Annotated in this window: 11 protein-coding genes; 5 read left to right on the top strand and 6 right to left on the bottom strand. The window is 68.2% G+C overall.

Annotated elements, in window-relative coordinates; genetic code table 11:
- A complete protein-coding gene (locus ACIA5H_RS19035; RefSeq protein WP_397076938.1) occupies positions 1-1,296 on the top strand; it encodes a DUF58 domain-containing protein in 1,296 nt (431 codons plus the stop codon).
- 72 nt (positions 1,297-1,368) lie between these two features.
- Positions 1,369-2,388, top strand: a complete 1,020-nt coding sequence (add, locus tag ACIA5H_RS19030) for an adenosine deaminase (protein ID WP_397076937.1) — start codon at positions 1,369-1,371, stop codon at positions 2,386-2,388.
- Here add and ACIA5H_RS19025 read toward each other — a convergent pair.
- Positions 2,367-3,167, bottom strand: a complete 801-nt coding sequence (locus ACIA5H_RS19025) for an RDD family protein (RefSeq protein WP_379249699.1) — start codon at positions 3,165-3,167, stop codon at positions 2,367-2,369. The two genes, add and ACIA5H_RS19025, sit on opposite strands and share 22 nt — an antisense overlap.
- 43 nt (positions 3,168-3,210) lie before the next feature.
- Here ACIA5H_RS19025 and ACIA5H_RS19020 point away from each other — a divergent pair, with 43 nt between their 5' ends.
- The gene (locus ACIA5H_RS19020; RefSeq protein WP_379249697.1) at positions 3,211-4,227 is read left to right on the top strand and encodes a stage II sporulation protein M; all 1,017 of its coding nucleotides are present in this window, start codon (positions 3,211-3,213) and stop codon (positions 4,225-4,227) included.
- Between the two features lie 816 nt (positions 4,228-5,043).
- Here the strand turns inward: ACIA5H_RS19020 and ACIA5H_RS19015 are convergent.
- A complete protein-coding gene (locus ACIA5H_RS19015; RefSeq protein WP_397076936.1) occupies positions 5,044-6,459 on the bottom strand; it encodes a hypothetical protein in 1,416 nt (471 codons plus the stop codon).
- A 110-nt stretch (positions 6,460-6,569) separates the two neighbouring features.
- On the opposite strand from ACIA5H_RS19015, the gene ACIA5H_RS19010 reads away from it, so the two are divergent.
- Entirely contained in the window at positions 6,570-7,208 is a 639-nt protein-coding gene (locus ACIA5H_RS19010) for a class I SAM-dependent methyltransferase (protein ID WP_397076935.1), read from the top strand.
- Here the strand turns inward: ACIA5H_RS19010 and ACIA5H_RS19005 are convergent, their stop codons facing one another.
- The 4 genes from ACIA5H_RS19005 to ACIA5H_RS18990 are packed head-to-tail and all read right to left on the bottom strand — an operon-like array spanning position 7,209 to position 11,464.
- On the bottom strand, positions 7,209-7,976 hold the full coding sequence (locus ACIA5H_RS19005) for an SDR family NAD(P)-dependent oxidoreductase (protein ID WP_397076934.1): 768 nt from the start codon (positions 7,974-7,976) through the stop codon (positions 7,209-7,211).
- 31 nt (positions 7,977-8,007) lie between these two features.
- Positions 8,008-8,982: a hypothetical protein gene (locus ACIA5H_RS19000; RefSeq protein ID WP_397076933.1), complete on the bottom strand. Its 975-nt coding sequence runs from the start codon at positions 8,980-8,982 to the stop codon at positions 8,008-8,010.
- Complete coding sequence (locus tag ACIA5H_RS18995; RefSeq protein WP_397076932.1) at positions 8,979-10,418, bottom strand: pyridoxal phosphate-dependent aminotransferase; 1,440 nt, start codon at positions 10,416-10,418, stop codon at positions 8,979-8,981. Before ACIA5H_RS18995 ends, ACIA5H_RS19000 begins: the two co-directional genes overlap by 4 nt.
- Positions 10,415-11,464 carry a helix-turn-helix transcriptional regulator gene (locus ACIA5H_RS18990; protein WP_355073368.1) on the bottom strand — a complete coding sequence of 350 codons (1,050 nt, stop codon included), beginning with the start codon at positions 11,462-11,464 and terminating at the stop codon, positions 10,415-10,417. The genes ACIA5H_RS18995 and ACIA5H_RS18990 overlap by 4 nt, the downstream gene beginning before the upstream one ends.
- Before the next feature lie 664 nt (positions 11,465-12,128).
- Between ACIA5H_RS18990 and ACIA5H_RS18985 the strand changes: the two genes are divergently transcribed.
- On the top strand, positions 12,129-12,458 hold the full coding sequence (locus ACIA5H_RS18985) for a hypothetical protein (protein WP_397076931.1): 330 nt from the start codon (positions 12,129-12,131) through the stop codon (positions 12,456-12,458).
- The last annotated feature ends 92 nt before the right edge of the window (positions 12,459-12,550 follow it).

Here is a 12,550-nt window from a genome sequence, read left to right as displayed (position 1 = left end):
ATGGTCGTCACCGGTCGGCTGGCCGCCGCGGCAGGCGTGGCGGCCCTGTTCGTCACCCTGGTCCTGCCCTCGGTGGTCGGCGTGGTCGTGGTGACCTGCGTCCTGGCCGCCGGGCTGCTCGTCGATCTCGGCGCTGTGGGGCGGGCGCGCGACCTGTCGCTGTCCCGCGAGGCATTGACCACGGTGCGGCTCGGCCGCTCCGCCGAGGTGGAACTCGTCGCGGTCAACACCGGAGGCCGCAGGCTGCGCGGGACGGTGTGGGACGACTGGCCCGACAGCGCACGCGCCGAGAACGGCGCGCACGTATTGGATCTCGCCCCTGGTACCAAGGTCCGTCTCCGCACCACGCTCACGCCCACCTACCGCGGCGATCGGGTCGCGGGCCGGATCACGGTGCGGCTGCTCGGCCCGCTCGGACTGGCGGGCAGGCAGACGAGGCGGGACGTGCCCGCCCGGGTGCGGGCGCTGCCCGCGTTCCGCGCCGAACGGCTGCTGCGGTCGAAAGTCAAAAGGTTGCAGCACCTCGACGGCCGCAATCTGGCCAACCTGCGCGGGCAGGGCACCGAATTCGACTCGTTCCGCGAGTACGTCGCCGGTGACGACGTGCGCGCGATCGACTGGCGCGCCACCGCCCGCGCCACCGACGTCCTGGTCCGCACTTGGCGGCCGGAGCGCAACCGGCACGTGCTGATGCTGCTGGACACCGGCCGGGTCAGCGCGGGCCGGGTCGGCGACGGTACGCGCTTGGACGCGAGCATCGAGGCGGCCCTGCTGCTCGGCGGTCTCGCCGCCGCTGCGGGGGATTCGGTCGACCTGCTCGCCTTCGACCGCCGAGCGCGCGCCGAGGTCCGAGGTGTCGGCGGAAAGGGTCTCCAGCTGAAGTTGATGCACGCGATGGCCGGAATCACTCCCGCCCTCGTCGACACCGACAGCGCCGGACTGGTGCGAGCGGCCATTCAGCGCACTCGCAGGCGCAGCCTGGTCGTCTGGTTCACCAGCTTGGACGGCGCCGCGGTGGAGGAGAACCTGTTGCCTGTGCTGCCGGTCCTGGCGCAACGGCACCGCGTGCTCATCGTCTCGGTGACCGACCCCGATGTCGCCGCGGCGGCCACCCGGCGCGACGGCCTGTCCGACCTCTACGCCGCGGCCGCGGCCGAATCCGTGCTCGCCGAACGCGCGCTGGTACAGGAATCGCTGCGGCGCACCGGGATCGCGGTCGTCGCGGCGTCTCCGGAACGACTGCCGGAGGCCCTGGCGGACGAATATCTGGAGCTGAAACAATCCGGAGCCCTTTGAGTCTTTTCCGCCGGGCCCCGCGGTCTCGTCGAAGCGCGTCCTCGCGCGCCCGCCGAGGAGGATCATGACCCCATGGCCTCAGATCTCGCCGCCTTCGTCCGCGGATTGCCCAAAGCGGAACTGCATCTGCATCTGGAAGGGACGCTGGAGCCGGAGCTGAAGTTCCGCCTCGCCCGGCGCAACGGCATCGAACTGCCGGAGAAGAGCGTGGAAGAGGTCGAGCAGACCTACCGATTCCATGACCTGACGTCATTCCTCCAGGTCTACTACCCCGCGATGCGCGTGCTACAGCGCCCGGAGGACTTCCACGACCTCGCCTTCGACTATCTGCGCCGAGCGCACGGCCAAGGCGTGCGTCACGCCGAGTTGTTCTTCGATCCGCAGGCGCACACTGGGCGCGGAGTCCCGTTCCCCACGGTGATCAGCGGATACCGGTCGGCGATCGCACGGGCGCGGCGAGAGCTGGGGATATCCGCCGAACTGATTTTGTGCTTCCTGCGCGACCATTCCGCGGAGTACGCCATGGCGACGCTGCTGGAAGCGCTGCCGTACAAGAGCTGGATCCTCGGTGTGGGGCTGGATTCCGACGAGCGGGGCAACCCGCCGAGCAAGTTCGCCGCCGTCTTCGAGCGCGCCCGCGCGGAAGGGTTCCTGCTGACGATGCACTGCGACATCGACCAGCCGGATTCGATCGAGCACATCCGCCAGGCGCTGGAGGACATCGCCGTCGACCGCCTCGACCACGGCACCAACATCGTGGAGGACGACCGTCTGGTCGAACTGGCCGGGTCCAAGGGCATCGCGCTCACCTGCTGTCCGGTGTCGAACTCCTTCGTCACGGCGCAGATGAAGGCCGAGGAGATCGTCGGTCTACTGAGCCGTGGGCTGACGGTGACGGTCAACAGCGACGACCCCGCGTACTTCGGCGCCTACGTTGCCGACAACTACCTCGCGCTCGCCGAGCAAGGTGGTCTCGGGACCGATCAGGTGGTCGAGTTGGCCCGGAACTCCTTCCGTGCCTCGTGGATCACGCCCGCCCGGCAGGACGCCTATCTGCGCGAGATCGACGACTACGTGGCGGCGAACGGCTGACCGGCGCGCGGCGGGAATACCGGGTACAGCGGCCACGGCAGCACCCGGCGCTGCCGTTCGGCGATGACCGCGCCGAGAATCTGCGACGGCGGACAACCGGCCGGTGGCGCGACGCGCAGCCGGCCGCACACCTCGGCCACGAGCGCCGTCCCCAGCTGGTGTTGCGCCGCGGGCGTGAGGGTGCGCAAGCGGGTCAGGTACTGCCGCACCGCCAGCGCCAGATCTTCCGGTAGTCCGGACAGCTCGAGCTGCGCGCTCCAGCCGGTCAGCCACGGCGGCGCGATCGCGAGCGCGGGCGGCGGCAGCGGGCGCTGCGCGTGCACGACCACGGTGCCAGCGAGCACGTCACCGATCCGCCGCGCATGCGGCGAGCACATCGAGGTGAGCACCGCGATAGCGCCGAACCCGCCCAGCATCCAGAAATCGACGATCGCGCCCGCCAGGCCGCGGGTGAGCGCGTGCCGGAAATCGATCGGCCCGCCGTCCTCGCGCACCACCCGCAGCCCGAGCATCAGCTTGCCCAGCGTTCGTCCCCGCCAAGCGGTCTCACAGGTCACGGGGTATCCGACCAGCACGGTCACGATGGTCACCAGTGCGACCACGTCCAACCAGGCCGAGTCGACGCCCGCGGGCAGCAGCAACGTGACGATCGCGAACAACAGCACGAACCCGAGCGTGCACTGGGCCAGCACGTCGATCAGGAACGCGGTGGCCCTGGTGGGGATGCGGGCGATCGGCAGTTCCAGGGCCACTGCTTCGCCGGTGGTGAACTCAGCCATGTCGATAGCATTCTTGCGACCGGCGGGAGTGGGAGGCAACCGAATGGACGTGGACGCATACAGCCTGGCGCACCGCAGGGCGTGGGACCGGCTCGACTACCTGTCCAACCGGAGCAAGCTCACCGGCGCGGAGGCGGACGAACTCGTCATGCTCTACCGCCGCACCTCCCAGCAGCTGGCGCGGCTGCAGTCACACAGCCCGGACCCGGAGCTGATCGCCGGGCTGAGCGCGCTGCTGGCACGTGCGCGCGGTCGGGTGCTGGGCACGCGAGCCGACACTTGGCAGGAGATCGGACGGTTCTTCAGCCACCGTTTCCCGGCGGCGCTCTATCGGGCATGGCCGTGGTGGGTCGGCGTCGCCGCGGTGTTCCTGTCGGTGTCGGCCGGGTTGGCAGTCTGGGTGGACCGGTTCGATTCGGCCCGCGAGGTGCTCGGAATTCCCGAGGACACAAGGAGCCTCACCGCGCCGGGCGGCGCGTTCGAGACGTACTACTCGGAGCATCCGCAGGAGGCCTTCGCCGCGCAGGTATGGACGAACAACGCATGGGTGACGGCGATCGCCTTGTTCACCGGCGTCTTGATCCTGCCCGCGGTCTACCTGCTGTTCATGAACGCGCTCAACCTGGGTGTCAGCGCGGGCCTGATGGCTGATGCGGGGCGGCTGGATTCGTTCTTCGGCTTCATCCTTCCGCACGGCACGCTGGAGCTGACCGCGGTGTTCGTCGCGGGCGGCGTCGGCCTGAAACTCGGTTGGACGCTGATCGATCCGGGTCGGCTCAGCCGGGTGGAGGCGGTGGCCAGGCAGGGCCGGGCGACCGCGACCGTAGCGCTCGGCTTGGTCGGAGTGTTGCTGGTCTGTGGCTTCATCGAAGGTTTCGTGACGCCGAGCCCGTTGCCCACACCGATTCGCATCGCGATCGGATTCACTGCCGAGGCGTTGTTCCTGGTGTACGTGTTCGGGGTGGGACGCCGCGCGGTCACGGAGCAGGCGAAGCCGGGCGCCGAGTCATCGGGCGATCATCTGACCACTGTGACGCAGCCAACATTCAGCACACGCTAGGTGAAGTGACTGGGACAATCGGCAGCTAAGCGGCGCCAGATCGGTTCGGAAGTCCCCCATTTGAGTTCCGCTGGCCGCAGCGAGTCGCTGCTCTAGCTGCGGCCAGCGTTACCGTCAACTCTACACAACCGTTATCCCTACGCAACCCTGCCTGTCGAGGTCAAGCGTATAAAGCAGCACCCCAGCAAACCCTTGCGGCAGCAGCTTTTCGCCCCGTGCCAGCTAACCGCATGCGACCCGGGCGACCATGATTTCGGCGACCGGGCACCGCTCCGGCGACTCCGCCGGAATAGTCACGGGGAATAGGTCACGGCAATGAATCGGAACTCGCCTCGGGCATTAGCGGAGCGTTTCGATAGACCCCTCCATGGTTGCTGACACCCCTTCCCACCTGCACGTTCATTTGCACGAAAGGACAGTTGCTGGTCACCGTCCAATGGAAAGAGACCAGAAGTTTGTTTACGCGGTAATAAACCGGGTAAAGACATAGCGGCACGCCGGGAAGACCGGGCAGTTCCCCGACAGGCTCGGCATTAACCAGTGAGTGAAAAGGATCCAGTTCACCCACTCGGCACGTCCGATTCAGCACCGGAGCCGCAACCATAACGAGGCATGTGATCTTCGCCTCACCTGCCGTTACCGAGCGTCGAACCGCGCGAAATCGACGCCGTGACACCCGACTTGGAGTGACCCACGTCACCGTCGACGCACGGCCATGCCGCACTCCAACGCCCGAACCGGACCGTCGCAACGACAGTCCGCGACACGAATTCCTCCGCGAAAGTGACCCGAATCACCTTCAAGGTGATAGGGGACTCAACCGACGCGCAGTATCCCGGTGACCGTGCCTTGCAACAGACGGCCGTCGTGTGTGATCAACGGTGCGGTCTCCAGCGGATCGTCGACGATGGTGCCGGGCAGCGGATGCGATGCGGTGACCGCACCGGTTTCGGGGTCGAGCACGGTGAACGCGTACCCGTCCACGGGCGTGGTGTGATCGGAGCCGACGCGCGCGACCGTGTAGAGCGCGCCGTCGGCGGTGGACAGCCGCGGAACGGCGGCACTCCGAACCTTGTTCTCCCACATCACGTGGCATCCGTCAGCGGAGACGTCGACTCGCGTCATCCCCCCGGTGAACGGAGCATTCGGCGGCGACGCGGGCCCCGCCCCCTCGGGCAGCGCCGGATACGGGTAGCCGTATGTGCTCGCCACGAAGATCGAGCGGCCGATGCCGACGGGTGAATTCTCGCTTCCGGCCCCACCTTCGCCGAGCACCGGAACCGTGCACATCAATTCGCCTGTTCCGGAACGGAATACCAAGGCATGCACCTGCCCGTCGGCGTTGTCGACGATGGTCAGATAGTCCGCACCGGTCTCGGGACCGAAGTAGGTGGGCGTCGACCCGGTGCCCCAGCTGAGCTGTCCCGGCTTGCGCGCCGATCCCCGGTCGTAGGCCGCGCGCCACGCGATCTCCGGAGCGCCGGCAGGGCCGACGCGCAGTTCGTACAGCGCGTGCGTCGTCGCCACCGCGACCTGTCCACGCGGAGCCGCCGAGATGCTGTTCGCCACCTGCTCCCCCGCGGGCAGCGTCAACGCGGTGACCAGCCCGGCCGGGGTGACGAATCCGACCACTCCCCGGCCGGTCGCGAACCACACGTTGCCCGACCAGTCCGGAACGAGTCCCGTCACGTTGTCCCCCGACGGGATCACCGACCCGAGGTCGGCGGACTCTTCGCTGATCAGCCGCCACGCTCCCGCCGCGTCACGCTCGTGCCGCACCCGGAGCAACCGGTCGGTGCCGTCCACGACCACCAGACGGTCGTCCTGATCGAGGTAGGCGTACACACCGCCGAGCAGACTGCCCTTGGTCAACGGCAGCGCGGCGAGCGATGGCGCCAACAGGCCCGGCGCCGCCGGATCGAGCAAATGCACCGTCGGGGTCTGTCCCGCGATCGCGGTGCACAGGGCGACCACGAGTCGGTCCGATCCCTCCAGCAGAGTGGGGCACGCCGAGGCCAGCGGGTACCCGCCGATCGCCGCGGCGCGGGCGTCCGGACCGGCGAGCGGTGTCGCGTCCGATGACCCCGCGTCACCGTGCATGGTGGCGGTGCCGGTCGGCCCGATGAAAGGATTCGGCGGCGCGAGCGGACCCCATGGCCCGGCCGCCGACGCGGGCTGAGCGGGCAGCAATGCCAGCACGCACGCGGCGAGGAGGGTCATCGGCCGACGCATCGCGGTCCTCTTTCGCTGGGCAACGCGGTATCCGAACGGATACCGGAGAGAACAGTATTCGGGTATTCGCCGCGCCCCCCGGCACAGCGGGGGTCGATACGATGACGCGCATGAACTCGGTTCGGGGCCGTCTGTTGTCCACACTCGCCGGTCAACTCGGGAATCCCCACGGCGTGCTCGGCAAAGGTGTCGCCTTCGTGCTCAATCGCAGCAACAAGCCCGCCATTACGGGGGCGGTGGAGGCCGCCGCCGTCGCGCCGGGCGGCACCGTGGCCGACGTCGGGTTCGGTGGTGGAGCGGGGCTTTCCCGGTTGCTCGAGCGGGTCGGCGCGGGAGGCGTGGTGCACGGCGTGGAGATCTCCGCCGACATGCTGGCACGCGCGCGCTCGAGTCACGGCAGCGACATCGATGCCGGTCGCCTGCGGCTGGCGGAGGGCTCGCTCACCGCGCTGCCGCTGCCGGACGACAGCCTCGATGCCGCGATCACCGTCAACACCGTGTACTTCGTGCCGGACCTGGCTGCGGCCTGCGCCGAACTCGCCAGGGTGGTCCGGCCGGGCGGCCGTCTGGTGATCGGCATCGGCGATCCGGACGCGATGGCGAAGCTTCCGTTCACGTCGTACGGGTTCACCCTGCGCCCGGTCCCGGAGGTGGTCGCGGCGCTGGAACAGGCGGGCTGCACCGTCGAGCAACGAAGGCTCGCGAGCACGCCGATTCCACACCATTTGCTGGTGGCGACGCCCCGCTGACTACATCAGCGCGCCGCCGTCGACCCGGATCTCGGTGCCGGTCATGTATTTGCCGTCGTCGGAGGCGACCATCGCGACCACCCCGGCGATGTCCTCCGGGCTGCCCAGCGCTCCCCCGTTGAGCCATCCGGTCATCCGGGAGAACAGCTGCGGATCGAAACCCTCGGGCTGATCCAGGATGGACTTCGTCGTGATACCGCTGGTGATGCCGGCCGGAACGATGTTCACCGCGCGCAAGCCCTGCTTGGCGTACTCCAGGGCGATCGCGTGTGTGAAGGCGTTCACGCCGCCCTTGGACGCCGCGTAGGAGGCGAGGTAGGGCGCCGCGCTGAAGGCCGCGGTAGAGGAGATGTTGACCACCACGCCGCGTCCGGTATCGAGCAGAGCGGGCAGCGCGGCCTGGGTCATCAGGAAGGTGCCGGTGAGATTCACCCGGATCACCTGGTCCCACACCTCGAGCGGCATCTCGTGGGTGCGCGCGGGCCGCAGGATGCCCGCCGCGTTGACCAGCACGTCCAGTCCGCCGAGGAACTCCAGCGCCGCTGCGGTCGCGGTGCGCACCGACTCCGGGTCGGCGGTGTCGACCGCTGCCGTTCGCAGTCGTTCCGCGCCGTCGCCCGCCTTCTCCGCGGTGGCCGCCAGGCCCGCCGCGTCGATGTCGGCGGCGACCAACTGCGCCCCTTCGTCCAGCAGCCGCAGGGCGATGCCCTGACCGATGCCGGATCCCGCTCCCGTCACCACCACGCGGCGGCCGTCAAATCTGCGCATGCCAAAAATTAGAACACGTTCTCATCGAGCGTCAAGGGACTTCGCCGCGCTGCCCGGCTATTCGCAGCACCATCGCCGCCGTCGCGGCGCCGTAGGCACGGCTGGCCGAGCCCGGCCGATCCGCCGGATAGTTGGAGCGATGCGTGACGACGACGCCGTTGGGCAGGGTGACCGTCTTGTCCGGCACGGTCGCGACGCAGTTGCCGCCCGCCTTGGCCACCAGGTCGACGATCACGGTTCCCGAGCCGAGCAGCTCCAGCGCCGCCGGTCCGAGCAGGCGAGGCGCCGGGGATCCGCGGTGCACGGCCGTGCAGACGACCAGATCGGGCGGCGTCGCGGCGAGCGTGTCCAGCAGTGCCGCGTTGTCGTCCCGGTTCGGCACGAATTTCCCCGCGCCCGCGCCGATCGCGGCCGCTCGTTGTTCGATGCGGTTGCCGACCGCCGTCGGCCGCTCGTCGCCGAACGTGCGCGCGGCCGCGATGGCGGCGAGACCGGCGGCCCCGCACCCCAGCACGAAGGCACGGACCGGGCGGGCGAGCCGCCCGGGAGCGAGCAGCCGCCTGCCTTCGGCGTAACCCACCGCGCCCGCGATCCGGCTCATGGTGGACAGCGCGTCGAACTCGGTGGTCGTGTCGTCGCGTGGCACCGCGTCGAAGGCGACCGATTCGATGCCGCGGCGGCGCAACCGGTCGATCTCGTCGCGCCGGTGGTGCGGATCCTGGAAGCCGAGCAGCGTCGTTCCCGCGCGCAGCGGCATCGAGTCGAGTTCGAACGCGGGCGGTTTCACCCAGACGACGATGCCCGCGCGCTCGAACACCGCCGCGCGATCCTCGAGGACGACCGCCCCGGACGCGCTGTAGTCCTCGTCCGCGAAACCCGCGCCTTGTCCCGCGCCTTCCTGCACGAGAACGCGGAGTCCCGCTGCCGACAGCGTGCGCACCTGGTCCGGGGTGAGCGCCACGCGAGTCTCCCGCGACGCGGTCTCGCGCAGCACTCCGACGATCATCGTGCGGCCCCGGGCTCCGCCACCAGAGCGGTCAGGCCGCGATCGGCGAGCGCGTCGCGATAGGTGAGCCCGCCGACGATGTCGCGAATCAATTGCTCCAGCCGGTCGAAGAGTTCCTCGATCAAAGCGGGCGACTCGTGCCGCGGCGCCTTGCGCGGAGCGAGGACGTTCAGCCGGACACCGGGACGCAGCGAGCCGGTCCGGTCCAGCGCGACGCTGTCGACGCCGGCCACGGCGAGCAACAAGTCCTCCACCTGCGCACTCGTGTGCACGCCCGCCTTGTCGAGCAGCGCGGGGTCGAACACCACCGAGACGAACATGCCTTCCGGGTTGCCCAACGGTCGCAGCACGTCGGTTCCCAGCCGGGTGTTGATCGCGGCGATCCGGCCGCATGTCCGATCGATCTGCGCGCGCATCAGCGCGTGATTGCGGTCGAAGTAGTCCTCAGAGGTGTGCTCCAGGATGGCGCGGGCCAGATGGGTGGTCTCGCGCTGGAACGAAATCGTGAGCCGTTCCCTGATCCGCGCCAGCCACGCGCCGTCGCCGGTGCAGGCGGCGCCCATTTTGCACGGGCCGAAGGCGTTGTAGCCCTTCGAGTTCCCCGTGATGGTCAGCACCACGTCGTACAGCCGCCGGATGCCCTGCTCGGTCTCCACGTGCAGTGCCGCGATCGGGATGTGCGAGGCCACCAGCCGGTCGAAGGCCATGTCGCAGATCACCGGAACACCGCAGTCGAGCAGCACCCGCCCGAGTTCCGCCAGCTCCGTGGCCGTGTAATCCGCGACGACGGGGTTGCCCGGCAGCGTGAGCAGCACGCCGCACAGTTCGCCCGCCGCCCGCAGTTCCGCGAGGCAGCGGGCCAGCCGTGCCGGATCGATCTTGAACGCGTCGTCCGGAGCCACCGGGCACGAGACGATTCGCAAGCCGAATTTCTCCACGTGGATGCTGGAACTCTTGTAGAAGCCCTCCGGGCACACGATCACCCCGCCCGGCCTGGCGAGGGTGGCCACCGCCTCCTCGAGCAACATCGTGCTCGAGTACGGGCAGACGATCACCTCCTCCGGGCGCACCCGGACGCCGGGCACCCCTTCCACCGGATGCGACAGGCGCTCGAACAGCTTGCGGGCCGCGAGTTCCCGCAGAATCAACGGCTGCCGCTTGTCGTAGAGCCTGCCGTCGAGGTACTCCGCCGGGGGTGCGATGTGCAGGCTTTCGCGCCATGCCCGGTCCAGCGCCGCGACCGCGTGCGCGTCCGGAGCCCGGCCGGTTTCGCCGTGGTAGGCGTCGATGACGCCCGAGTAGCGGCGGCCAGCGGTCCCGGCGAACCAGGTGTCTCTCGAAAGGAGGCCGCGCACTTCACGTTTCCTGGCCTCGGAGCGATTGGTCAGCCTCGCCAGGTCGGCGAGCGGATCGATGAGCACCTGGCTCTGAGTCACGGGACCTCGCCTTCTGAAGAGTCTCCCGGTGCGGGCATGGTGTTCCATTTCTCCTGGAGTGCGGCGCGGAACAGGCTGCGGCAGTTGCCTTCGGTGAGTCGTTCGAACTCCGCCAGCGGCGGCTGCGCGACGATCTGGTCCACCACGATGGCCGAACCGGCGCGCCGGAGGTCGTAGAGTTTCTCGAACCGCCGGACCGCGAACGCGACATCGTGTTTCAGCGCGGAGAAGCGCGTCGCGACCCGGGCCTGACGCGAGTAGTCGTACTCGCCCACCGCGACGTAGCGATCATCGACTACGAGCATGCTCTGCGCGTTGCGCGCATACTCGCGCTTGACCAGCACGCTTTCCACGCCCGATCGGGCCTGCTTCCACAGTTTGTCGTCGTAGGGCCAGACGTCCGAGATGTCGTCGAGCACATACATCCGCCGCACATCGATCTTCGGTGGGTGGGTCGTGTCGGCCAGGCGCAGAATCGCCGCGTGATAGTCGTCGCCGACGTCGCCGCCGATCGTGCCCAGGTCCGCGGTGTGAATCGCGCGCACCGACGTGGTGGCCTGCTCCAGGATCGTCAGCCAGTCGGTGACGGTATTCCATTCCCATACCGTCGCGCTGCGCGAGGGAATCTGCGCGAGGATCTCCTCGGCGCGCTCCAATTGCCGATCGGCGACCAGGCGCAGCGGCTCGATCTCCGCCCGCGCTCCGGAGGCATCGATCAGGCTCTGCGCGATACTCAGTGCGCGCGAGACCAATTGAGGGTCCTTGCCGAGCAGGACGTTGAATCGCATCCGCAGGTCGTAGTAGGCGCTGCTGGTCGGATCGGTCGCGGGATCGGCGCTGCCATCGGTCGGCAACTCCGCGCCGAGCGCCAGACTCAGACGTTCGCGCAGCGCCAGCGGCGGAATCCTGCTGCCGTTCTCGATCTGCTGAATCAGGCTGCGGGAGCAGCCCGCTCTGGTGGCGAGCGACGCTTGGGTGTAACCGCGCTCCAGTCGTAGCCTGCGGACCAGGTTGCCGACCTGCTCGTCCGAGCCCGAGTCAGCCATTCCGCGCCTCCCATTCTGCGCCTTGCATACGCATGCTCACGGAGTATCACGATGCGACATTTTAGTCACCAAGTGTCAAGCGGTGTCGGATGTATCGCGTTCGCCGAATTTCGTTGTCAACCAGCAATCCGGCCGCGCGCTCATTCGCCCGCCGCCGCGCGATCGAAGGTTGCCACATGCGCTCAGAAACAGGCTTTTCGGGCTCCAGCCAGCAGAGATTAGGAACATTTCCGTCGATCTTCGACACATATTGGGCTACACATCTGCTTCAAGGCATCAACGCGTATCAAATATCATCACGAAGCGCTAAAGCTTCGTTGACAGCACGACGTGTCACTACCTAGCCTGGTTCTCGAAGCCACCGCAATTCGACATCGGCGCAACGGTTTTCCCACCGGCCCGGCTCGGCGGCTCGACAACTCTAGGAGGTGCCGGATACGGATACCTCGTTACCGCGCGGGCCGATTCGAGCAGGCCGCACCCGTGGCCAGACATGACCACCCCGCCCGCAGCGCTCGCGCCTGTTCTCCGAAAGCAATCGGGCATTTAGTCATTCAGGCACGGAGGAAACCACCGCGTTCGGGCCGTGGCCGAGCACGGTCACCGCCCTTCAAGCGAGCGGCGCCTCCGCGTCCTCCCGAAACAGAGTGAATGAGAGCGAATCATGGCACTCGACATCACCGATTCGATCATCACCAGCGACATCACTCCGGAAAAAGCGTGGCTGCTTCCCTTGCCCTCCGGCGCCGCCTGGGAACTCAGTTGGCTGCCCTCCGTCAGCCTCACCCGCGAGCAGGCCATGAGCGGGATGGTGCTCGACGAGATGCTCAGCGATCCCGGCACGCTCACCAACGACCTCGCACTCGAACTGGCCGCCATCCACGCGGCCGAACTGGGCGTCACTCTGCGTGACGTGCTGATCCGGTTGTACATCCGCATCACCGAACGCGACGCCGAAGCTTCCTGCCGCGCGCACACGCCCCTGCCCGCCTGATCGCTTCCGGCGACAACTGATTCCGTCCTCCGGTCAATTCCCAGCTCAGAGAACAGAAGACACGGTGACGAGGAGGATTCCAGAGGACAATG

The organism is Nocardia sp. NPDC051900, from assembly GCF_044452545.1.
Classification (GTDB): domain Bacteria; phylum Actinomycetota; class Actinomycetes; order Mycobacteriales; family Mycobacteriaceae; genus Nocardia; species Nocardia sichangensis.
This window is presented reverse-complemented; position numbering and strand designations above follow the sequence as displayed.